The sequence below is a fragment of the Synechococcus sp. WH 5701 genome (genome assembly GCF_000153045.1).
Lineage (GTDB): Bacteria > Cyanobacteriota > Cyanobacteriia > PCC-6307 > Cyanobiaceae > Regnicoccus_A > Regnicoccus_A antarcticus.
In genome coordinates this window covers 1,022,863-1,044,290 of record NZ_CH724159.1, presented here as the reverse complement: position 1 = coordinate 1,044,290, position 21,428 = coordinate 1,022,863, and the positions used below count along the sequence as shown (strand labels likewise).

At 67.8% G+C, this 21,428-nt stretch carries 22 protein-coding genes; 9 read left to right on the top strand and 13 right to left on the bottom strand.

What is annotated here, in order from left to right; genetic code table 11:
- Nucleotides 1-375: 375 nt before the first annotated feature.
- Nucleotides 376-2,670, top strand: coding sequence for a primosomal protein N' (priA, locus tag WH5701_RS06240; protein ID WP_037979699.1), 2,295 nt, complete (start codon nucleotides 376-378; stop codon nucleotides 2,668-2,670).
- A gap of 8 nt (nucleotides 2,671-2,678) precedes the next feature.
- On the opposite strand, the gene WH5701_RS06235 is transcribed toward priA, so the two are convergent.
- Genes WH5701_RS06235 through WH5701_RS06225 form a run of 3 tightly spaced genes read right to left on the bottom strand, consistent with a single transcriptional unit; the run spans nucleotide 2,679 to nucleotide 5,282 of the window.
- Nucleotides 2,679-3,824 (bottom strand): DUF3153 domain-containing protein, encoded by a 1,146-nt coding sequence (locus WH5701_RS06235; protein ID WP_006171246.1) that lies wholly within the window; start codon nucleotides 3,822-3,824, stop codon nucleotides 2,679-2,681.
- Entirely contained in the window at nucleotides 3,787-4,704 is a 918-nt protein-coding gene (gene argB, locus WH5701_RS06230; protein ID WP_006171245.1) for an acetylglutamate kinase, read from the bottom strand. The genes WH5701_RS06235 and argB overlap by 38 nt, the downstream gene beginning before the upstream one ends.
- Nucleotides 4,701-5,282: a DUF2854 domain-containing protein gene (locus WH5701_RS06225; protein WP_037979697.1), complete on the bottom strand. Its 582-nt coding sequence runs from the start codon at nucleotides 5,280-5,282 to the stop codon at nucleotides 4,701-4,703. Before WH5701_RS06225 ends, argB begins: the two co-directional genes overlap by 4 nt.
- 61 nt (nucleotides 5,283-5,343) lie before the next feature.
- Here WH5701_RS06225 and WH5701_RS06220 point away from each other — a divergent pair, with 61 nt between their 5' ends.
- Entirely contained in the window at nucleotides 5,344-5,577 is a 234-nt protein-coding gene (locus WH5701_RS06220; protein ID WP_006171243.1) for a hypothetical protein, read from the top strand.
- Between the two features lie 8 nt (nucleotides 5,578-5,585).
- On the opposite strand, the gene WH5701_RS06215 is transcribed toward WH5701_RS06220, so the two are convergent.
- A complete protein-coding gene (locus WH5701_RS06215; protein WP_037980525.1) occupies nucleotides 5,586-6,068 on the bottom strand; it encodes a single-stranded DNA-binding protein in 483 nt (160 codons plus the stop codon).
- Nucleotides 6,069-6,099: 31 nt separating this feature from the next.
- Here WH5701_RS06215 and WH5701_RS16755 point away from each other — a divergent pair, with 31 nt between their 5' ends.
- Nucleotides 6,100-6,960, top strand: coding sequence for a precorrin-6A/cobalt-precorrin-6A reductase (locus tag WH5701_RS16755; protein WP_006171240.1), 861 nt, complete (start codon nucleotides 6,100-6,102; stop codon nucleotides 6,958-6,960).
- On the opposite strand, the gene WH5701_RS06205 is transcribed toward WH5701_RS16755, so the two are convergent.
- The 4 genes from WH5701_RS06205 to WH5701_RS06190 all read right to left on the bottom strand — a co-directional run bounded on the left by WH5701_RS06205 (nucleotide 6,848) and on the right by WH5701_RS06190 (nucleotide 11,704).
- On the bottom strand, nucleotides 6,848-7,900 hold the full coding sequence (locus WH5701_RS06205; RefSeq protein WP_006171237.1) for an adenosine kinase: 1,053 nt from the start codon (nucleotides 7,898-7,900) through the stop codon (nucleotides 6,848-6,850). The two genes, WH5701_RS16755 and WH5701_RS06205, sit on opposite strands and share 113 nt — an antisense overlap.
- Nucleotides 7,897-9,216 carry an adenylosuccinate synthase gene (locus WH5701_RS06200; protein WP_198005179.1) on the bottom strand — a complete coding sequence of 440 codons (1,320 nt, stop codon included), beginning with the start codon at nucleotides 9,214-9,216 and terminating at the stop codon, nucleotides 7,897-7,899. The genes WH5701_RS06205 and WH5701_RS06200 overlap by 4 nt, the downstream gene beginning before the upstream one ends.
- Nucleotides 9,217-9,348: 132 nt before the next feature.
- Nucleotides 9,349-9,765: a photosystem II protein Psb27 gene (psb27, locus tag WH5701_RS06195; RefSeq protein ID WP_037980520.1), complete on the bottom strand. Its 417-nt coding sequence runs from the start codon at nucleotides 9,763-9,765 to the stop codon at nucleotides 9,349-9,351.
- A gap of 106 nt (nucleotides 9,766-9,871) precedes the next feature.
- A complete protein-coding gene (locus tag WH5701_RS06190) occupies nucleotides 9,872-11,704 on the bottom strand; it encodes a proline--tRNA ligase (protein ID WP_006171230.1) in 1,833 nt (610 codons plus the stop codon).
- A gap of 164 nt (nucleotides 11,705-11,868) precedes the next feature.
- On the opposite strand from WH5701_RS06190, the gene WH5701_RS06185 reads away from it, so the two are divergent.
- The gene (locus WH5701_RS06185) at nucleotides 11,869-12,345 is read left to right on the top strand and encodes a hypothetical protein (RefSeq protein WP_006171228.1); all 477 of its coding nucleotides are present in this window, start codon (nucleotides 11,869-11,871) and stop codon (nucleotides 12,343-12,345) included.
- Nucleotides 12,346-12,698: 353 nt separating this feature from the next.
- On the opposite strand, the gene WH5701_RS18590 is transcribed toward WH5701_RS06185, so the two are convergent.
- Complete coding sequence (locus tag WH5701_RS18590) at nucleotides 12,699-12,821, bottom strand: hypothetical protein (RefSeq protein ID WP_255144366.1); 123 nt, start codon at nucleotides 12,819-12,821, stop codon at nucleotides 12,699-12,701.
- On the opposite strand from WH5701_RS18590, the gene WH5701_RS06180 reads away from it, so the two are divergent.
- Nucleotides 12,814-13,359 carry an inorganic diphosphatase gene (locus WH5701_RS06180; RefSeq protein ID WP_006171226.1) on the top strand — a complete coding sequence of 182 codons (546 nt, stop codon included), beginning with the start codon at nucleotides 12,814-12,816 and terminating at the stop codon, nucleotides 13,357-13,359. The two genes, WH5701_RS18590 and WH5701_RS06180, sit on opposite strands and share 8 nt — an antisense overlap.
- Here the strand turns inward: WH5701_RS06180 and WH5701_RS06175 are convergent.
- Nucleotides 13,326-14,009: a class I SAM-dependent methyltransferase gene (locus tag WH5701_RS06175; RefSeq protein ID WP_006171225.1), complete on the bottom strand. Its 684-nt coding sequence runs from the start codon at nucleotides 14,007-14,009 to the stop codon at nucleotides 13,326-13,328. The genes WH5701_RS06180 and WH5701_RS06175 overlap by 34 nt on opposite strands.
- 130 nt (nucleotides 14,010-14,139) lie before the next feature.
- On the opposite strand from WH5701_RS06175, the gene WH5701_RS06170 reads away from it, so the two are divergent.
- Nucleotides 14,140-14,502 (top strand): 2Fe-2S iron-sulfur cluster-binding protein, encoded by a 363-nt coding sequence (locus WH5701_RS06170; protein WP_006171224.1) that lies wholly within the window; start codon nucleotides 14,140-14,142, stop codon nucleotides 14,500-14,502.
- Nucleotides 14,499-14,927: a Spx/MgsR family RNA polymerase-binding regulatory protein gene (locus WH5701_RS16750; RefSeq protein ID WP_006171223.1), complete on the top strand. Its 429-nt coding sequence runs from the start codon at nucleotides 14,499-14,501 to the stop codon at nucleotides 14,925-14,927. The genes WH5701_RS06170 and WH5701_RS16750 overlap by 4 nt, the downstream gene beginning before the upstream one ends.
- Here the strand turns inward: WH5701_RS16750 and WH5701_RS06165 are convergent.
- Nucleotides 14,836-16,377: a hypothetical protein gene (locus WH5701_RS06165; RefSeq protein ID WP_050751388.1), complete on the bottom strand. Its 1,542-nt coding sequence runs from the start codon at nucleotides 16,375-16,377 to the stop codon at nucleotides 14,836-14,838. The genes WH5701_RS16750 and WH5701_RS06165 overlap by 92 nt on opposite strands.
- 214 nt (nucleotides 16,378-16,591) lie before the next feature.
- On the opposite strand from WH5701_RS06165, the gene lepB reads away from it, so the two are divergent.
- A complete protein-coding gene (gene lepB / locus WH5701_RS06160) occupies nucleotides 16,592-17,269 on the top strand; it encodes a signal peptidase I (protein ID WP_006171218.1) in 678 nt (225 codons plus the stop codon).
- Here lepB and WH5701_RS06155 read toward each other — a convergent pair.
- Together WH5701_RS06155 and WH5701_RS06150 are read right to left on the bottom strand one after the other, a co-directional pair.
- On the bottom strand, nucleotides 17,211-18,476 hold the full coding sequence (locus tag WH5701_RS06155) for a dihydroorotase (RefSeq protein ID WP_006171217.1): 1,266 nt from the start codon (nucleotides 18,474-18,476) through the stop codon (nucleotides 17,211-17,213). The two genes, lepB and WH5701_RS06155, sit on opposite strands and share 59 nt — an antisense overlap.
- Nucleotides 18,476-19,834: a histidine phosphatase family protein gene (locus tag WH5701_RS06150; protein WP_006171215.1), complete on the bottom strand. Its 1,359-nt coding sequence runs from the start codon at nucleotides 19,832-19,834 to the stop codon at nucleotides 18,476-18,478. Before WH5701_RS06150 ends, WH5701_RS06155 begins: the two co-directional genes overlap by 1 nt.
- Before the next feature lie 172 nt (nucleotides 19,835-20,006).
- Between WH5701_RS06150 and WH5701_RS06145 the strand changes: the two genes are divergently transcribed.
- Entirely contained in the window at nucleotides 20,007-21,374 is a 1,368-nt protein-coding gene (locus WH5701_RS06145; protein WP_071934273.1) for a CPBP family intramembrane glutamic endopeptidase, read from the top strand.
- Nucleotides 21,375-21,428 lie beyond the last annotated feature (54 nt).

Genomic DNA, 21,428 nt, shown 5'->3' with positions numbered 1-21,428 from the left:
GACGGGGTGACGGAATGGTCGAGTGAAAACAATTGGGCCGAAAGGATCAGACCGGCCATTCAGCCGAGCCGAATGAGCGTGATGACAACATCACGACACAAATCTTTGCTTCAACATTCGGGTGCAGCCGATGGCCGACCGGGATCAGGAACAGGCACCATCAAGGGCCGGGTGGAAGCTGTGGAATCAAAGACCTGACGACGTGGAACGGCCCGGAGGCCAGGCAGGGCTGTCAGGGGTGTTCGCAGACCGGGAGGCGCGCTGGAGGGATTCTCCAATCGGCCTGCTCTTCAGGTCTTCCCACTGGACGGAACTCTGCCTGGTTCCGACAGCAGCCAGTTGAGCTGCTCAACCCCCTTATCTTAAGAAACCCCTATGGGGATTGCAAGGCGAATCTCGACGCCGTTGGAGAACTCCTTGCCTCCGCGCTGGGTTCAGGTCTGGGTGGAGGCCGGTCGGGAGGGGCGGATCTTCACCTATGCCGCCCCCCCGGACCTGGGCCTGGCGGCCGGGGATCTGGTGACCCTGCGCCTGAGGGGCCGCCCCCAGATCGGCCTGGTGGTCGAGACTCTGGCGGCGCCTCCGGCCGATCTCGATCCAGCGGTGATCCAGTCCGTGGAGGGCCTTCACCAGGCCGCCGCCGTGGATCCCCACTGGCAAGCGCTGCTGCAGGAGGTGGCCCGTCAGTGCCACACCAGCCTGTTTCGAACCCTCAAGACAGCCTTGCCTCCAGGTTGGCTGGGACAGCGGGCGGGGCGGGCCCATGGCCAGCCGCGCTCCCAATGGTGGCTGGAGCTGTTGGAGAGCCCCCTGCCGCTCACCAGCCGCCAACGTCAACTCATCGAGCGCCTGCGGGCCGGCGCCGGCTCGGCTCCCCAGAGCACGATCATGGCGTGGGGATTCAGCCGCTCCCTGGTGCAGGCCCTGGTGAGCAAGGCTTGGTTGCGCCGCAAGCAGCGCTTCCTCTCTGGCAGCGGTGCCTCTCCGGCAGCCGCCGCTCAGGAGTCTCCTGATCTGACCGGCGGGCAGCTCGAGCCTCCCCGACCCCTGAATTCTGAGCAGCAGGGTGCCCTCGATCAGATCCTCGCGGCATCCGGCCCGCAGGAGTTCCTGCTCTGGGGAGTGACCGGCGCGGGCAAGACGGAGGTGTACCTGCAGGCGGCGGCGGACTGCCTGGCCTCCGGTCGCAGCGTCCTGATGCTCACTCCGGAGATCGGACTGATCCCGCAGCTGCTCGACCGTTGCTGTGCCCGCTTCGCCGGCCGCCTCGTCGAGTTCCACAGCGGCCTCACGGAACGGGAGCGCATCGCCGCCTGGCGCCGCTGCCTGCAGGCCGGCGCCACTGAGCCACTGATCGCCGTGGGCACCCGCTCGGCGGTGTTCCTGCCTCTGGCGCCCCTGGGCCTGATCGTGCTCGATGAGGAACACGACAGTTCCTACAAGCAGGACAGTCCAATGCCCTGTTACCACGCCAGAGATGTGGCCCGCCTGCGCTGCCGCGCCGCCGGAGCCCGGCTGCTGCTGGGGAGCGCCACTCCCTCCCTGGAATCCTGGCTGGCCTGCCGGCGGACCCAGCAGCCGGCCACCCTGCTGCGCCTCAGCCGGCGCATCAGTGGTCAGGAGGCTGCGCCGGTGCGGGTGGTGGATCTGCGCCAGGAGCTGGCGGAAGGCCACCGCCGCCTGATCAGCCGGGCCCTGATGGAGCGGATGGAGCGGCTGCAGGAGCGTGGGGAGCAGGCGGTGGTGCTGGTGCCCCGGCGCGGCTACAGCAGTTTCCTGAGCTGCCGCAGTTGTGGCGAGGTGGTCCAGTGCCCCGATTGCGACGTGTCCCTCACGGTCCATCGCCTGCGTGACGGCAGCCAGACCCTGCGCTGCCACTGGTGCGGCCACCGCCAGCCTCTGACCTCCCGCTGCGGGTCCTGCGGCTCCACCGCCTTCAAGCCCTTCGGCGCCGGCACCCAGCGGGTGATGGAGCAACTGGAGCAGGAACTCTCAGGCCTGCGCCTGTTGCGCTTCGACCGGGACAGCACCCGGGGCCGGGATGGGCACAGGCGCCTGCTGGAGCGCTTTGCGGCCGGGGAGGCGGATGTGCTGGTGGGCACCCAGATGCTCGCCAAAGGCATGGATCTGCCGCGGGTCACCCTGGCGGCGGTGCTGGCAGCTGATGGCCTCCTGTACCGGCCGGATCTGCGGGCCTCGGAACATTGCCTGCAGCTGCTGTTGCAGCTGGCCGGCCGGGCCGGAAGGGGGGAGCGCCCCGGGGAGGTGATCGTGCAGACCTACCTGCCGGATCACCCCGTGATCCAGCATCTGATCGATGGCCGCTACGACGCCTTTCTCGAGGCGGAACTGCAGCTGCGCCGCCAGGCGGGCCTGGTGCCCTTCAGCCGGGCCTGTCTGCTGCGCCTGGCTGGGCCATCCGGAGCGGCCACCGCCACCGCCGCCGCCGCCCTTGCCGAGCAGCTGCGGCCCCAGGTGGAGCAGGCCGGCTGGCAACTGATCGGACCAGCGCCTGCTGCGGTGGCGCGGGTGGCCGGCCGCTACCGCTGGCAACTGTTGCTGCACGGCCCCGCCGGCTCCGATCTGCCCCTGCCCCCAGAAGCCGAGCTGCGCGCTGGGTTGGCTCGCAGCGTGAGCCTCTCGATTGATCCTGATCCGATCGAGCTCTGAGGTGAACCCTAAGGAGAGGGCAACTCGGGCCAGCCGAATCCCGCCTGCCGCCGTAAGCGCTGCAGCAGAAGGCTGAGCCCCAGCAACAGGACGATCAGCAAGCTGCCCAGTCCGAGGCGGCTCCAGCGCCAGCTGCGCAGCTCCAGCCGGTTCATCGCCCCCAGCTGAAGGGGCCAGCTCAGGCCCTTGGGCCGGGGTTCCACAGCCAGCGGCTGGGCCGTGCGCACGGCCCCGACACCCATGGAGCTGAGCCGCACCTTGAAGCTCAGACCCGGCAGGGGCTGCAGCTGGCGCAGGTCGAGCTCGAAGCCGATCTGTTGACGAACTCCAAGCAGCCAGTTGCGCTCCTGAAGGCTCAGCTGCGGAGCAGGCAGGGCCTGCCCCGTGAGCTCTCCGGCGTCGAGGGCCAGGCGCTTGAGCAGGGCAGCAGCCTCCGCCGGCGAGACCACACCGCTGCTGAGGCTGAGGCGGCCCTGATCCGGGTCCAGGGAGAGCTTGAAGCGGCTGAGATCCGCATCATCGGCGAGGGTGCTGGCGAACTGTCGCTGCCAGGGCATCCAGCTGCCGCTGACACTCGTGAGGCTCTGGCTCAGCTCAAGGCGGCCGGGCGCCGGCAGGCTGAGGTCGGTTTCGACGCGCAGGCAGCCCCCCAGCAGCCCCGTGAGCAGCAAAAGCACAGCCGCCACCACAATCGCAAAGCCCAGGGGCGCCCGGGTTGGACCCACCGGCGGCGGTGGCGGTGCCTCCGGTCTGGCGCGGCCTGGACGAGCCTGATCCAGGGACACCACCCGTTGCTGCAGCGACTCCACCGCGCCGATCTGCGGCAGCGTGAGCGACCAGTTCTCCGGCCGCTGGAGGCTGGGGGCCTCCAGAATCAGGCTGAGATCGCGGGCCTGGCGGCGCAGATCGGGATCGGCGCAGGCCTTGAGGCCTCGCACACAGCTTGCTGCATGCTCCGACTCACCCTGGCCGATCAATGCGGTGGCCATCAGCATCCGGGCCCGGCCCCCGAGGGGCACCGTGACGCCATGGGCCGCCACGATCGGCTCCAGCAGGCGCAGACAGCGGCCATACTCCCCGCGCTCGATCGCCGCCCGTGCCGGCTCCAGCGGATCGTCAGCCACGCCGCGGGACACCCGCCCGGCTGGCGGCACGGCTGCTGCCGACCACCATCGTGCCGACCCCGGCATCGGTGAACACCTCCAGCAGCAGGGCATGGGGCACGCGGCCATCGAGGATATGGGCCGCGCCGACCCCCTGGGCCAGCGCCCGGATGCAACATTCGGTCTTCGGAGTCATCCCCGCGTTGACGACGCCGGTGCTGATCAGCTCCCGGGCCTCGGGCAGGGTGATCTGGCGCAGGAGACTGGACGGGTCTTCACGGTTCTGCAGAATGCCCGGGGTGTCGGTGAGCAGGATCAGCTTCTCGGCCTGAAGGGCGGCGGCCAGCTCCCCGGCCACCGTGTCGGCATTGATGTTGTGGGCCTGACCGCTGGGATCGGCCGCCACACTGGAGATCACCGGGATGTAGCCGCTCTGGAGCAGAGGAGCGAGCACATCGGGGTTGACCGCCGCCACCTCTCCCACCAGCCCGTGGGAACCCTCCCCCCAGGTGCGGGCCTCCACCAGGGCCCCATCGCTGCCTGAGAGGCCCACGGCCCGGCCGCCCACCCGGTTGAGACCGTTGACGATCTGCTTGTTGACCCGGCCCACCAGCACCATCTCCACCACATCCATGGTGTCGAGGTCGGTGACCCGCAGGCCGTCACGGAATTCAGCCGGGATCTCCAGCTTCTTGAGCCACTGGTTGATCTCCGGTCCGCCGCCGTGGACCACCACGGGCTGCACCCCCACGCAGGCCAGCAGGGCCAGGTCGCGGAAGACCGCCTCACGCAGGTCTTCGCGCACCATCGCCGCGCCGCCATACTTCACCACCACGCGGCGGCCGGCGAAGCGCTGGATGTAGGGAAGCGCCTCACTGAGGACGGACACCCGCAGGGTGTCCTCTGCGCTGATGACGGGGTCCTGGCTCAAGACGGGGAAGGGAGAGGGTGGGCAGAGGGTCCGGCCACATCGGCGCCGGGCAGCAGGCTCAACTCCAGCTCCCCGGGGGAGACCAGGCGCAGCTCGGCGCGAAGGCCAGGACCGAAGAAGCGGCCCAGGCGCTCCTGCTTGGCCAGCCAGCGCTCCGCTGGCACCCCATGGCAGCGGAAGTGGAGGACTAGGCCATAGCTGCCCTCCACATCGCGCTCGGCCACGCTCAGCAACTCCGGCGGAGCGTCGTCGTCCCAGAGTTTGAGGGCTTCGAGGGAGCTCTCCAGATGGGCTTTCTGGCCATAACGCCAGCGGGTCACGTCTTTGAGAAGCTTGCGCAGGGGCTCACTCTCGGGGCGCTCGCGCAGCTCACGCAGCTCGGTTGCCGGCGTCAGCTTCTGGGCGGGAGGCAGCTCCGACGACTTCAAAGCCAGACCCCCCAGTAGCAGCGGAACGCCGTAGAACACCCCTGCCAGGCTGATGTTTGGGCTGTCGGTGGCGTAGGCGATCGAGCCGATCACCGTGAGCGCCGCGCCGAGGATGGTCAGCAGACTGCCGGGCGATGTGAGTGCTTCCATCACGCCATCTTCCTGCAGCGCGGTCCAGGATGGCCACCGTTGCCCAGGAGCACCACCGGCCATGGAACAGCCCAGCACCGATGCCGATCCCGCTTCGCCTCCATCCACTCCCAGGATTCCTCTCAACGACCCCAGCACCCTGACGCTGCTGGATCAGCTCACCGAAGACCGCCTCTGGCTGCTGCAACAGATCGATGGCGGCCGCTGGCCCGACCTGAGGCTGGATCTCGCAGCACTGGAGCGGGAACTCGGTCAGCTGCTCGACCAGGCACGCCAGCGGCTGGAGGCCAGCTGATCCAGGCTTCAGAACGGGATCTCGTCGTCGTCGTCGGCGAGATCAGGCACCAGCGGCGAGGTGTTCCAGGTGGGAGGCGCTGGCTCCGCTGAGGCAGGGCGCGGGGCCGGAGTGGCTGAACGAGCTGCCGAAGGTACGGGCCGGGGAATCGTGCGCGCCGGCACCCCGGCGGCCGGTGCGGCAGCTTGGGCCATCAACGGGTGCAGGCGAGCGAGGGTGAATTCAGCGCGCTTTTCCTTGATGCCGTCGGGTCGCGAGACCGTGCTCATGCGCAGCCGCCCCTCGATCATCAGCCGCTGACCCACCTGCACCCGGTTCTGCAGATCCTGGGCGAGATTGCCCCAGCCCACCACCTTCAGCTGTCCCGGGGGATCATCGGGGCGGAGACCCTCGAGTTCGACGGCCATCTCCGCCACCGGCGTCTGGTTGTCCTGGGTGTAGCGCACCTGGGGTGCCTCCAGCACCACCACTTCCAGCAAACAGTGGTTCACGACCCCTTCGGCGACAGCGGGCTCCATCCTGATGCACGGACCCAACCCCTCGATCTGGCTGCTGAGCGGCACCGGTGAGGGGCCCTTGATCGCCGCCCGGCTGCTGGCCGCCGGCTGGAGTGTGCAGCTCTCGCTGGTGAGCGAGGACGCTCTGCGCGCCTATGCCCCCCATCCCCGGCTGCAGAGTCGCCTGGGGGCGCTGGCCGGGCCCGGGGCGATCGAAGCCGAACTGCAGGACGCTCCCCTGGCCCCCTTCCGCTGGGTGATCGATGCCAGCCACCCCTTCGCCTGCCGCATCAGCGCTGATCTGGCGGCGGTCTGCGCCCGCTTTAACCAGCCTCTGCTGCGCCTCTGGCGTCCGCCTGCCCCCCAGCGGCCTGGATCCAGGCTGATCCTGCTGGACCAGCTGGAGGATCTGGCCGCCCTGGATCTGGAAGGCGAGCGACTGATGCTGGCCATCGGCGCCCGTCATCTGGCCAGGGCGGTGGAACGGGCCGGCGCCAGGGTCTGCTTCGCCCGCATCCTGCCCAGTCCCGCCAGCCTGCGGCTGGCCCTGGCGGCGGGGCTGGCGCCCGGGAGCCTCGCCTGCCACAGGCCCGGCACTGGCCTATCGGCCACAGCCACAGCTTTGGGCGCCATCGAGCGGGCCCTGCTGCAGCACTGGGGCATCACGACCGTGCTCTGCCGGCAGTCGGGAGGGCCGACGGAGCAGATCTGGCAGGGGCTCTGCGCTGAGCTGGGGCTGACGCTGTTGCTGCTGAAGCGACCGGATGAACCGATCAGCGAGGCAGGCCTGTGGCCACTGGAGCCGTTGCTGGAGCGGGTGGGGTTCCCAGGTGTTCAGCCACCAGCTGGGGAAGGGAAGCCCTCGGGCGGGGACCCAGCTGGGTGATCACCTGGCCGGCACAGAGGGATCCCAACTGGCCGCAGCGTTGCAGGGGCTCCCCCCGGCTGAGTCCGTAGAGGAAACCGGCGGCATAGAGATCACCGGCCCCGGTGGTGTCAACCAGTGGGCCGAGCACATAGGGGTCGATCCGATGGACTTCGCCGCCACCCAGCACCACGGAACCAAGCGCCCCGCGGGTGAGCACGGCGATGGAGCAGCGGCCACGCACCTGCTCCATTGCCGCCTCGAATCCATCGCACTGGTAGAGCGCGGTGATCTCGGCCTCGTTGGCGAAGAGCACATCAACATGGCCATCCACCAGCTCCAGGAAGCTTTCGCGGTGGCGCTCGACGCAGAAGGCATCGGAGAGGGAGAGGGCCACCTGGCCACCGGCGGCGCGCATCACCTCCGCGGCGGCGAGAAAGGCCCGCTTGGCGGCCTCCCCATCCCAAAGGTATCCCTCCAGGTAGAGCATCCCCGCCTGTCGCACCAGATCCAGGTCGAGATCAGCTGGTTCAAGGTCCACCGAGGCGCCCAGATAGGTGCACATCGTGCGCTGGGCATCGGGGGTCACCAGGATCAGGCAGCGGGCGGTGGCTGCTCCGCTGCTGGCTGCCGGGGTCTCGAAGCGAGCCCCCACCGAGCGGATGTCGTGGCTGAAGATCGCCCCCAGCTGGTCATCGCGCACCCGGCCGATGAAGCCGGCCCGAGCCCCCAGCATGGCCAGGCCCGCCAGGGTGTTGGCGGCCGAGCCGCCTGAGGTTTCCAGGCCCGGCCCGGCGGCGGCATAGAGCTGCTGGGCCTGCTCGGCATCCACCAGGGCCATGCCGCCCTTGCTGAGGCCGTGCTCCTCGAGGAAGGCGTCGTTGGAGCTGACGAGCACATCGACGATCGCGTTGCCGATGCCCACCACATCAAGGCTTCGGCCGTCAGCAAGCATCGTCATACGTTCAGCAGGGCGCGTTTGGGTCCGTGGATGGGATCCTCCACCACGATGGTTTGATCGCGCTGGGCACCGAGGGAGACGATCGCAATCGGCACCTCCATCAGCTCAGCCAGGAAGCGCAGGTAGGCCATGGCTGGGGCGGGCAGATCCTCCAGGGCGCGGCACTCGGCTGTCGAGCATTGCCAGCCCGGCAGGGTCTGGTAGATCGGACGGCAGCGGGCGAAGGTCTCGGCGCTGCTGGGGAAATGCTCGATGCGCTCGCCATCGAGCTCATAGGCCACACCGACCTGGATCTCATCGAGCTCATCGAGCACATCCAGCTTGGTGATGGCCAGGCAATCCAGACCGTTCACCTCCACGGCGTAACGCCCGATCACCCCATCGAACCAGCCACAGCGTCGACGGCGGCCCGTGGTGGTGCCGAACTCGCCGCCCCGGTCGCAGAGGTGGTCGTTGAGGCTGCCCTGAAGCTCGGTGGGGAAAGGACCCTCACCCACCCGGGTGGTGTAGGCCTTGGCGACTCCAATCACACGATCGATCAACGTCGGCCCCACGCCAGCGCCGATGCAGGCGCCACCGGAGACGGGATTCGAGGAGGTGACGTAGGGGTAGGTGCCGTGGTCGAGATCGAGCAGGGTTCCCTGGGCGCCCTCGAAGAGGATGTTCTGGCGGGCGCGGGCAGCCTGGTGGATCGTGCGGGTGCAGTCGACCACGTGCGGGGCCAGACGCTCGCCGTAGGCGAGGTATTCCTTCAGCACCACCTCGGGATCGAGGGGCTCAAGGCCGTAGATCCGCTCCAGGATCAGATTCTTCTCGGCCAGGGGCCCCATCAGGCGCTCGCGCAGGCGCTCGGGATCGAGCAGGTCGATCACCCTGATGCCGTTGCGATCCGACTTATCGGCGTAGGTGGGACCGATACCCCGGCCGGTGGTGCCGATGCGCCGGTCACCACGCCGCTGTTCCATCGCCTGGTCGAGCAGGCGGTGGTAGGGCATGGTGACGTGGGCCGTTGAGGCCAGCTTCAGCCCCGAAATGTCGATGCCGTAGTCCTCGAGCATGTCGAGTTCTTCGAGCATGATGCGCGGATCAACCACCGTGCCCGAACCGATCAGGCAGATGGTGTCGGGGTAGAGAATTCCGGAGGGAATCAGGTGCAGCTTCAGCACCTTGTCGTCGACCACGATCGTGTGGCCGGCATTGACACCGCCCTGATAACGAACCACCACATCGGCGGATCGGCTCAGGAGATCAGTGATCTTGCCTTTTCCCTCGTCGCCCCACTGTGCACCGATGACGACAACATTGGCCAAGGACACAGCGGCCCGTAGCCGCTTCAAAGCACAAGGGTCAAGAGTCTCAGATGACCAGCCCCTTCGTCAAAGCCCAGTGGTCTGCAGGCAAGCTGGCTGAACGCAGAAAGGGCCCCGACCCTTGACCCTGCAAGGGGATCAGGTGCCCCGGACCACAGAGGTTTCGGCCTTTTTCAATTCCTTCTCCAGACGGGTCTTGAGCGCTTCAGGAAGGGGGCGGTTGGCGTAATTGGTGTAGTGCCCGGCCAGGGAGTTCAAGGCGGTCTGCATGGTGGTGAAGGAGGGCAGTCCGTTGACCCGTCCCTTCGGCCTGTAGAGGGCCATGTAGTCGTTGATCAGGACGCGGGCCTCGCTTTCGGCGTCGGGGCGGGCCGGATCATCCTGGCTGAGGGCGATGGTGCCCAGCAGTGATTCAGCCACCGTCATAGTGTCCTCGACGTAGGACCCGCTGAGGCTGTTGCTGACACTCCCGCAGCTGCTGAGCGTGAGGCTGAGTCCGAGGGCGATCGCCAGCAGGGGAGTGAGCCTGCGGCTCCACCAGCTCCGGGAGAACATCCCGGCCAGGAAGGACTCAAAGGCTGTGCTGAGGGCTGCACCTGCGGCACGGGAGAAGGACCTCCAGACAACAGTCATCAGCATCTCCACACGACTTCGGCCGATCCTACGAGCTGCCCGTCGCGGCAAGGCCCAGACGGGCGGCGGCGATGTGGTCCTGCAGCAGGGCCACCACCGCCCCGGCGGCCACGTCGCGCTTGGCCCCGCCAGCGCGCTCCACCAGCTCCACCTGGGCGGAGGCGGCACCGCGCCCCACCACCACCCGCCAGGGAATTCCGATCAGATCCGCATCCTTGAACTTCACGCCGGCCCGCTCGCTGCGGTCATCGAGCAGCACCTCGAGACCCGCCTGCTCGAGCTCGTCATGGAGCTGCTCCCCGAGAGCCACCTGAACGGGATCCTGGGCGCTGGCCACCAACACGATCACCTCGAAGGGGGCGATCGCCACAGGCCAGCAGATTCCCTGCTGATCGTGGTGCTGTTCCACGGCGGCCTGGGCCAGACGGGACACCCCGATGCCGTAGCAGCCCATCCACAGGGGCTCGTCCAGGCCCTGCTCATTGGTGAAGGTGGCCTCCAGGGCCTGGGAGTACTTACGACCGAGCTGGAAGATGTGACCCACCTCGATGCCGCGGCTGGCCTCGAGCCGCTGGCTGGGGTCCTGGAGGCAACGCTCCCCCGGCTGGGCTGAGCGCAGGTCAGCCACGCCCGGCAGTCCAGCGCCCAGAGCCGGCCAGCGGGCTCCCACCAGGTGAGTGTCGGGCCGGTTGGCGCCGCAGACGAAGACTTCGAGCTCCGCTGCGGTGGGATCCGCCAGGCGCAGAAAGGCGGGGTGCCAACTGCGGGCTCCGGCCAGCAGCTCATCCCCCAGATGCGGGCCGATGCAGCCCAGGGGCCAGGCGGGCAGGCCCTCGGAGCGGATCTGCTCCGGGGTGATCGGCTCCAGGTCCAGCAGGGCCCCAGCCCCCTCCCCCAGGCTCCCGCTGACGGCATTGGCGAGCTTGGTGGGGTTGAGCTGCTGATCACCGCGCAGACTCACCAGCACCGCCCTCGGCTGGCCCTTGGCGCAGCGGGCCAGAAGAAGCAGCACCTTCACGGTCTGGCTGGGCTCGAAGCCATGGGCGGCACAGAGGGCTTCGATGCTGTGCTGATCCGGCGTGTGGAGTTCCACCGCCTCGGCAGCGGCCGGCACCAGGGGAACCGCCGGCTCCGGCAGGGAGCAGGCCCGCTCCTGGTTGGCGGCATAGCGCCCGTCCGCACTGCTGAGGATCAGATCCTCCCCGGCATCGGCGGTCACCATGAACTCCTGGCTGGCCGAGCCGCCGATGGCGCCGCTGTCGGCCTCCACGGCGACGGTGCGCAGGCCACAGCGGCTGAAGATGCGGCGGTAGGCCTGGTCCATGCGCTGGTAGGTGAGCCTGAGGTCGGCCTCGTCGGCATGGAATGAATAGGCATCCTTCATGATGAATTCACGCCCGCGCATCAGGCCGAAGCGGGGCCGGATCTCATCCCTGAACTTGGTCTGGATCTGGTAGAGGGTCACCGGCAGTTGCCGGTAGGACCGCAGCAGGTCGGCGGCCAGGGCCGTGATCACTTCTTCGTGGGTAGGGCCGAGCCCGAGGGAGCGCTCCTGGCGGTCGACCAGGTGGAACATGATTCCCTCCCCGGCGGTGTAGCCCTGCCAGCGACCGCTGCGCTCCCAGAGGCTGGCGGGCTGCAGGGCGGGCAGGAGGGTTTCCAGGGCGCCGGTGGCGTCCATCTCCTGGCGCACGATCGCCGAGATCTTGCTGAGCACGCGCCAGAGCAGGGGCAGGTAGGCGTACACACCTGAGGCCACCCGGCGCATGTAACCGCCACGCAGCAGCAGCTTGTGGGAGGGGATCTCGGCTTCCGCCGGGTCATCCCGCAGCGTCACCAGCATCAGGCGGGAGACGCGCATGGAAATGAGCAGCTTGAGCGGCCTGGGACCTTATCACCGGGTCTTGCAGGGGGCCAACGGGACCGGTTTAATCACCCCACCGGGTGGGCCGATTCAGAGGCCTGGCCAACCAGGCTTCCTCTGCTAATGTCGGCATGCATTCCCAGCCGTCCAAGATAAGTCTTATGGTTGCACCCACGGCCGGCTCCAACGGAGAGCTCCCACCGACCGTGGCGCCCTCCTGGCCTGCCGGCCTGCCTGATCCTGGCCCCGAATCGAGCGAAGGACTGATCGGCATCGACGAGGTGCAGAAAGCGCTCAACCGTTCCAGGGCCTCGGTGTACCGATACACCAACACCGATCCCCGCAACCTCAACCCACCATTCAATCCGCGCAAGCTCAATCCGGAATACCGCACCGATCAGAAGGAGGCTCTGCTGTTTCACCCCAATGAGGTGGCCCGTTTCGCTCGCGATGTGCTCCGCATCAAGGAGGTGACGGTGGAGGTGCTCAATTCGCCCTCGACGGCCACCCAGCAGCTGCTGAGCTCGATCCTCCAGGAACTTCAGGCCATCCGGCACAGCCTCCAGGATCTGGATCAGGCCCCGGCGGTGCTCAGCAGCAAGCGCGATCAGCTGGAGCAGTCGCGCCCTGCCGCCTGAGAGGCCCGTCATGGGCTTGGGCAGACGGGTGCCAGAGGTGGCATATTGAAGTTGGTAACCGACTGACTGAAGGTTGTTTTCTTTCCTCCAGCCAGGTCGTTGCCGCTTCCAGGTTCAGCTCTTTGATCGGCCTGAGTGCCCATCGAACTCTGCACCTTGAAGCTGGTCCCTCATCCCTCTCCATGGATTCCGAACCTCCGCGAACCGGCACTCCCACAGCCACAGCCACTGCCTCTGCAGTGTTCGCCAACCTCCTCACCCCCACCGCCACCGAGTCAGGGAGTGGGTCGCCAGCAGCAAGAGGGGGTTCCACAGATGATTCGTACAATCCAGACGGATTTCTGGATCCCGGCTCACCGCTCCTTGGAGTCACGATCGCCCTGCTGGCGCTGATCGTTCCTGTGGCTGCGGTTCTGCTTGAGCGCAGCGCTTTCCGGGCTGATCCCCGCTTCTCCATCCCCATCAGTCGTGGACATCAGCAGCCTGGCCGCCTCGCCATCCCAGGGATTGGTGAATCTGGTGGTGGAGATCCCCGCCGGTAGTCGCAACAAGTACGAATACAACAGCGTGGCCGGCCTGATGGCTCTCGATCGAGTGCTGCACTCCTCGGTCCGCTATCCGTTCGACTACGGCTTCGTTCCCAACACCCTTGCCCAGGACGGAGCTCCCCTCGACGCGATGGTGATCATGGAAGAGCCCACCTTCGCCGGCTGCCTGATCACCGCCCGGCCAATCGGCTACCTCGACATGATCGACTGCGGCGCCCATGACGGAAAACTGTTGTGCGTTCCCGAGGCCGACGGCCGTCAGAGCGGGTTGTGCAGCATTCGCCAGATCGCTGCGAACCAGCTCGAGGATGTGGCCGAATTTTTTCGCACCTACAAGAATCTGGAGGGGCGGGCGGTTGAGATCATCGGATGGGAGGACGCCGATGCCGTTCCTGCCCTGCTGGAGCGCTGCATCCAGGCCGCCCGCGCCGATCAGGACGAGCGCTGCAGCAGGAAGCCCTCGTAATCGAGGGCCTGGAACACCCGCGCCGGATCCCCGAAGCCAGCGGCGTTCACCAGAGCGGTGAGCCGCGCCAGGCCCACTGGATGGGCCCCGTGGGTGAGTGGCTCGAGCAGTTCAAGGGGTGCCTCGAGCTGGGAAGCCCGCTGGAAACCCAGCCAGGCCTCAGCCATCTGCTCTTCCAGCAGGGGTAGGGCCGGGCGCATCAGATCCACCAGCACCAGCTGGCCCCCAGGCCGGAGGCAGCGGGCCAGGGCCGAAAGAAACGCCAGCTTGCTGCCGTCATCGGGTAAGGCCTGCAGCACCAGCACCGAGAGTGCCCCATCGAAGCTGGCCTCCAGCTCCAGCGCCTCCACGGTGCTCTGCTGCCAGGTGAGGCCAGTTGCCGCGGTGCCGAGGCGCTGCTGGGCGGCGCTGAGCATCACCTCGGAGGGATCGATCGCGCTCAGTCGCCAGTCGGGGCGCTGGGCCAGGGCCTCCACCAGCTCGGCCCCGGTTCCGCAGCCGGCCACCAGCACCTCAGCTCCTGCCTGGGCTGCAAGGGGTGAGGCCGCCAGCAGGGCCACCCCGAGGCGGGCAAGGCTGGCGTAGCCAGGGATCAGGCCCTGCACCACCTGGTCATACCCGGAGAGTTCGCCGCTGATCGGTGCAGCCATGGCCCTGTGCGCGCTCTTGAGGATCGTAGGCAGCGGCGGCGGCGGCGCCCGGACCAACAACCTTTGCAAGGCGGCCATGCCAAGACCCGCCGGAAGGTAAGTTGGTATGCGCCAGTAGCCGCTGCGATCCGTGCCCACCATCCGCTTCGATAATGAAGACCAGAAGGTTGGTTGTATCGAGGGGGCCAACCTGCGCCAGGCGGCTTTGGATGCCGGCATCAACCCCTACAAGGGTCTGAACAACCTCAACAATTGCGGCGGCCTGGGCCAGTGCGGCACCTGCGTCGTCGAGGTGCTTGAGGGCGCCCAGAATCTTTCGCCCCGCAGCGATGTCGAGCAGGTTTACCTGTCTGATCGCCCAGCCAACTACCGCCTCAGCTGCCGCACCAGCGTCAACGGCGACGTGACCATCCGCACCCGGCCGGACGCCGCCGTGGGCAAGGGCTCCAACAGCCTTGTCGGTGCGCTGAAATCGCTCGTCGGGCGGAAGTGAGCCCAGCTGGCGCCTCCAGCGGAGGCCGCCCTCGGCTCTACAGCTATCCGAAGTGCTCCACCTGCCGGCGGGCCCTGAAGTGGCTTGCGGCTGAGGGCCTGGAGGTGGATCTGGTCGACATCACCCTCTCGCCCCCATCCAAGGCGCAGCTGGAGCACATCTGGGCGAGCCTTGCTGACCCCCGGCGCTTGTTCAACACCAGCGGGGCCAGTTACCGCGCCCTTGGAGCCGCCCAGGTCAAGGCAATGTCTCGCGACGAAGCCATCACAGCCCTGGCCGCTGATGGCAAGTTGATCCGCCGCCCCCTTCTGCTGGCTGAAGGCGTTGCGGTGCTCACGGGCTTTGATCCCGAGATCTGGAAGGAAGCCCTGAAGCCTCTGCTCCGATCGGCTGGTCCTGAGCTGCGGTCGACGGTGGCACCGTGAGCTGATCCAGCTCACGAATCAGGGCATCGATCCCGGTGCGATTGATCTGGGCCAGGTAGGTGAGCTTGAGTTCCTCCAGCAGCGCGCAGACCAGCTGCTGGCTGCGCTCCAGCACCGGACCACTTTCGAGGGCTTGGGCCAGCTCGTCCCAGAAACGATCGACGCAATCACGCAGCAGATCGATCTGGCGGTTGTCGCGCCGCTGCAGCCTTGAGCCAGCGCCGCGCGAGAGCTCCATCATGCTGTCCACCATTCCGGAGGCGAGCTGCTGGGTGAGTTGCTGCTCGACCTGCATCAGCAGCTGAAGCTGGCGCAGACCCGGTGGCACCACCATCGATTGAAGCGTCTGCTGCAGGGCATGGGCCAGGACGGCCTGGAGCTGGGGCGCCAGCCGAGGGCCGACATCGCTGAGCAGCAGGGGGCCCCAGATGCGCATCAGTTCCACCAGTTCACGCTCGTCGTTGATCGAGACGCTCTGATGGCTGCGCAGTCGGCGGATCCGCTGGGGCCACTGGGGGGAGCGGATCAAGCCCTGGGCCCCGTCCATGAGCTGCAGGGCGAGCACCTCGAACAGCTCCACGGCAAGGAGGGCCACCACCGCTCGGCTGACCACAGCCCGAAGGGGCTCCATGTTCACCAGGCCACTGGTCTGAAGCCTCTCCACCACAGGAATCAGGCGCAGCCAGCGCCAGAACGGCATCAGCAGGGGCAGATCAGTCCAGCGCCGCAGCAGGGCCTCACCCCAGCTCAGGCCAGGCAGGCGGCGGCGCAGCCGTGCCGCCCGCAGCAGGATGTCAGCCAGGAAGACGCTCTGGAAAAGCAGCAGATCAAAGCGCCAGAAATTGTCGGTGGGACGGCCGTTCTCATCGATGGAGCGCCAGTAGTTGGTGGCCACCAGCGGCAGCACCTGCTGCTGCCAGAAGCGGCGCTCCTCGCTCCAGGGCTGGCGGCTCAGCCAGTCGTCTCCAAGCAGCTGTTCGGCCGATTGTTTGGCCGAATCCTGGTCGGCGCGCTCGCGCAGGCGATTCTTGATCTTCTCCAGCGTGCCGGAGCCACCCGAGGCCAGAAATGGGTTGTCGTCGATCATCTGATCGGTGAGCGCAACCTGACGACGGCGCAGGTCGCTGGCTGAGGACCCGGCCAGCAGGGCGCGGTCCATCTGATCGAACGCATCCAGGTAGGCCTGGGTTTCCCGGTGGGCTTCGATCCCCTTCACCGGGTCGTAGTGGGGCGTGATGTCGGGCAGAAAGCCGAGCCGCAGCACGAGCGGGGCCGAGGGCAGGGGATAGAGGTTGCGCTGGAGCCAGAACGTCCGCAGGGGCACGTAGGTGATGTCGAAGCAGACCCAGAGCAGATTGAAGGCCGCCCAGAGCGCAACGAACTGATCCCAGCGATGTCCAAGGCGGTTGCTGCCTGCCGAGGACCTCAGATGCCAGCGCGGCCGCACCATGGAGAACAGCGTCGATTGACCCAGGGTAGGGAGGGGGATTGCCCCGCTCCGGAGCCTTAGGGTGACCGGCTCCAGCAGGAGAGCATTGAGCGCCGAGGATTCCCCATCACCGACCACACCAGCTGGGATACCTGAACACGAGCCGGAGAAGGGGTCGAAGCCGCAGGAGCACTCGGGCCAGGGCTCGGAGAGCTCCTGGGCGTTCTGGCGCAGCGTGCTGCTCACCCTGGCGGTGGCACTGGGGATCCGTCAGTTTCTGCTGGAGGCCCGCTTCATCCCCTCGGGCTCGATGCTGCCCGGCCTTCAGATCCAGGACCGGCTGCTGGTGGAGAAGATCACCTTTCGCAGCCGTGCCCCCCGGCGGGGAGAAATCGTGGTTTTCCACTCCCCCTTTCACTTCGACCCCGCCTTGCAGGCCAATCGAAGCCCGAGCCCCCTGGGCTGCCTGCTGGTGAACCTCCCCCTGATCGGCTCGATCCCGGGCCTCCAGGAGCCCGCCTGCGATGCCTACATCAAACGGGTGGTGGCCATCCCCGGCGACCGGGTGGTGGTCAACCCACGCGGGCAGCTGAGCATCAACGGCAAGGCCATCAGCGAGCCCTACGTCGAGAACTTCTGCCCGATCGACAGCCAGGGCATCGGTCCCTGCCGCACCCTCGACACTGTCGTGCCCCCTGGGACCGTGCTGGCCCTCGGCGACAACCGCGCCAACAGCTGGGACGGACGCTTCTGGCCCGGTGGTCCCTTCCTGCCCCGCAAGGAGATCATTGGCAGGGCCTTCTACCGCTTCTGGCCGCTGGATCGCACAGGTCCCCTGGGGGCTCCGGATCCCCTCAGCGGGGTCCCAGCCAAAGCCGGGGCAGCAGCCCCGTCGCCAGCACCCGGCCCCTGAGGACCTCGCCCCCCAGGGGCTGGTTGGCCGCCTTGGAGGCATGACTATCGGCGCTGGGGATCCACTCCATGTCCGGGTCAAAGAGGAGCCAGCGCCTGGAGCCGCACTGGAGCCGTGGCTCCTCCAGATCGAGCAGCCGGGCCGGCCCCCAGCACAGGGCTTGCCAGAGCGCTTCGGGGCTCCAGCCCTGCTCCCGCACCAACTGGTTCCACAACAGCGGCAGCACATAACGGTGACCCGCCAGACCAGGCCGGCGCTGATCCAGGGGCAACAACTGCTCCTCGGGATCGAGCGGTTGATGGTGCACCGCCACCGCACCGATCACCCCATCGGCCAGGGCCGCCACCAGGGCACGGCGATCCTCGGGGGTGCCCAGGGAGGGCACCAGCCGCCAGCCCTCGGCCACGGGATCGAGACTGCCGCTGTCGGCCACCAGATGCCACCAGCAGACCGTGGCCATCGGCGCCGGATCGGCCGCCCGCAGCAACTTCACGCCAGCGGCAGTGGAGAGATTCGCCAGGCGCAGGTTCACCTGGGGCAGTGAGGTCGCTAGGGCCAGCAGGTTCTGCAGGGGGATGGTTTCGCTCAGCTGAGGATCCAGGGGCCAGCCGGCCCGCAGAGCCTCCACCCCTTCACGGACGAAGCCGCCGTGATCCAGGCTGGCGTTCCGCGGTGCCAGAAGCACGGGACGATCGGCGCATTCGCCGATGCTGAGTCCCCGTTCCAGCAGCGGCAGCGGTGGCAGCTCCCCCTCCTCCGCCAGTCCGAGGGCACCGGCGGTCAGCAGATCGGCGTGGGCAGAGAGTTCTTCCCCGCGGCCCCCGAGGCTGAATCCCCCCCACAGCCGCAGCTCGAAGGGGGGCTCCGCCGCGAGGCGGAGGCATTCGGGGCGATCGCGCCAGTTGCGGGCCCGCGGCAGCAGCGCCACGGTGCCGTAGCCGGCCGCCGCGGCTGAGCGGACCAGGCTCTCGAGGGTTTCGGCACGGCCGTCCTCGGGTTCCTCCAGGACGCTGTGGGGATCGACCAACGCCGGTGCCAGCAGCCAGGAGCCAGCGGGTTGCGCTGCCAGGCCGAGCCGCACCGCCCCGTCCCAGGCGCTGGCACCAAGTGCTGTGATCACGCCCTGCTCGAGCAGCACATCGCTGCGCTGGAGCGGCTGGTCGGGCCCCTGCAGCAACTGGACATCCTGCAGGAGCTGGGCCGACATCAGAGGGCACCGGCGGCGGTGCGGTCGATCACGCCACCGAGGTGGGTGGTGAGGTTCAGGCAGGTCACCACCGGCAGGGCTCGGCCAGCACTGTCCGGCGGCGGCCAGTCGATCACACTCACCCCGCCGTTGCCCTGCTTGACCATCCAGATGTCAGCTGGGGTGAGACCCAGCAGGGCACAGAGGATCGTCTTGTTGACGGCGTCATGGGCCACCACCAGGGCAGTCTCATCCGCCTCCAGGCCATCGGCGAGGCCACTCCAGCAAGCCAGGGAGCGATCCCAGACCTGCTGGAGATTCTCACCTTCGGGCATCTGAACGGTGTGGGGCGCGTCTTTCCACTGCTGCAGCAACTCCCCCCAGGCCTGGGAAATCTCCTGCTCCAGGCGCCCTTCCCACTGGCCATGTCCGATCTCCACCAGGCCCTCCTGGCTGCTGAGCAGCACCCCGGGGTGGGCCGTGAGGATGGCTTCGGCGGTCTGGCGCGGCCGGGCCATCGAGCTGGTGAAGGCCCTCTGGATCGGTACGTTGCTGAGGAAGTCGGCCGCCGACCGTGCCTGGGCCAGACCATTGACATTGAGAGGGATGTCGATCTGCCCCTGGAAGCGACCCTGGCGGTTCCAGTCGGTTTCGCCGTGGCGTACCAGCAGCAGACGCGCCCCGGCGCCTTTCGGCGGTAACCCGTTGCCGAGGTGGGCGGTGACATTGAGTGATTCGATCTGCACCTGTACGCCGCCGCCGGCCTGACGCTGCAGGTTGAACACGGAGAGGGAGGCGTTCTCAAGGCGAAGTCCCTGAAAGCGGCTGGCGGGCAACCCCAGCAGCTGCAGCACCAGGCAGCGCAGGATGGCGCTGTGGGCCACCACCAGCACCGTGGTCAGATCCTTTCCCGACTGATCAGCCTGATCCAGATGCTCACGCTCCAGGCGATCCAGCCAGCGGCGGGCCTGGTCCATCAGCTCAGGAATCGGCCGGAATCGACTTCCATCAGAGCGCTCCAGTTCCAGCTGATCGGGAGCCTCTCTCCAGAGGCGGTAGGCCTCGGGGAATCGTGCTTTCACCTCACTGCCCAGCAGGCCGGACCAGGGGGCCAGGTCCACCTCGAGCAGATCGTCGTCGAACTCGGCGCTGAGGCCGCCCCCCTGGGCCTCCAGCAGCTGGGCAGCGGTGGCGGCGGCCCGGCTCAGGGGGGAGCTGTAGACGGCATCGAGGTGAAGGTCCGCCAGCGCTGCGCCGGTGAGGCGGGCCTGGCTGTGGCCCTCGTCGGTGAGGCAGGAGAGATCATCCCGGCCCTGGATGCGGCGCTCGGTGTTGAAGCTGCTGAGTCCATGGCGGACAAGCAGGAGCCGAAGGGGCACGAGGTCTGGAGCTGGAAGCGCCGTCATCGTATGGGAGGGATCCCAACACAGCTCAGGGCCGCGACCGATGCTGGCCACCAATCGGGCTCGGGGGAGAATCGCTCGATTGCAAGGAGCTGGGGTGGCAACAGGAGGGCGAGGACGGGCCGGATCCCTGAAAGTGGGGCTGGCCATGGTCAGCCTTGTGCTGAGCCTGCTGCTCTGGCTCAACGGGCTGCTGGAGAGTCTGGAGCGCCCATCGGTGGGTAACGACCTGTCCCGGCGTCAACTGGAGCTGAGTGCTCTGGCTGCCCCGGCGGTTCCGCCATCGCTGCGGCCGCTGTTGGTGGGCGTTGACCCAGGAGCCCTGTTGCTGGTGGAGCTGGAGCAGCAGGCAGAGGAGAGCGGCGACAGCACCACGGCCTCAGGGGCCGCCCAGGCCGCCGGTGATCGGGAGGCCTGGATCAGCCTGTTGGAGCGGGCGCTGCTGCAACTGCGCCAGGGGCAGCCTGCCGCCGCACGCCCCCTGCTGCTTCAGCTGCAACGGCTTGCCACCGCTGACGATCGGGCCCTGATCGAGCAGCTGCTCCAGGTGCCCCAGGGCGGCAGCTGGCCCGTCGAGGCGGTGGGCATGCTCCAGGACCCACTGGTGCGGCGGCTGAGCTGCCAGGTGCTGGGCGACGCCAGCGATTGCGCCGAGCCGGCCGCCGAGCGACGGGCCCTGCTGCAGCTGCTGGGCATCAATCTGCTGCCCGCCCTGGCCCTGCTGGCTGGACTGCTGCTGCTGCTGCGGGAAGGCTGGCTGCGCTGGCGTGGCAAGCAAGCTCCCCTGCCGGACCTGGTCGGCCCCGACCTGGGGCTGATCGATGTGGTGCTTCTGATCGCCGGAGGGTTCGTGCTGCTGGGGGAAGTGCTCACGCCGGTGCTGCTGGGTCCTCTGCTGCAGGCCACTCTCTCGGCACTGGCGATCAAGCCTCCCCTCGCCGATGGCGTCACGGTGCTCACCATGTACCTCGGTCTGATGGCCGCGCCGCTGCTGATGCTTTTGGTTCTGTTGCGCTCGGGGGGCGAGGCCCCGGAGGGCGGCTGGCTGCAGTTCCGCTGGCGGCCGCTGGGTTCAGTTCTGCGCAAGTCGATGAAGTACCTGCTGATCGTGCTGCCCCTGGTGTCACTGGTGGGCTGGCTGCAGCAGCACTTCTTGAGCGATGTCGGCGGGAGCAATCCCCTGCTGGAACTTGTGCTGCGCAGCGGCAACGGACTGACCCTCGCCTGTTTCGCCTTTACGGCCATCGTGCTGGCCCCGCTGTTCGAGGAGACCATCTTCCGAGGGGTTCTGCTGCCGGTGGTGGGCCGGGAGATCGGGCCCCTGCCCGCGGTGTTGATCAGCAGCATGGTCTTCGGCATCGCCCACCTCAGCCTCGGAGAATTTCCGCCCCTGTTCACCCTGGGCCTGGGTCTGGGCTGGCTGCGCCTGAGCAGTGGCCGCCTGAGCACCTGCGTGGGTCTCCACGCCCTCTGGAACGGACTCACCTTCACCAACCTGCTGTTGCTGGCGCGCTGATCGTCGGCTTGCTGCCCCTTGCGCCCCATGGTTCACTTGCGGAGATTCGTCAGG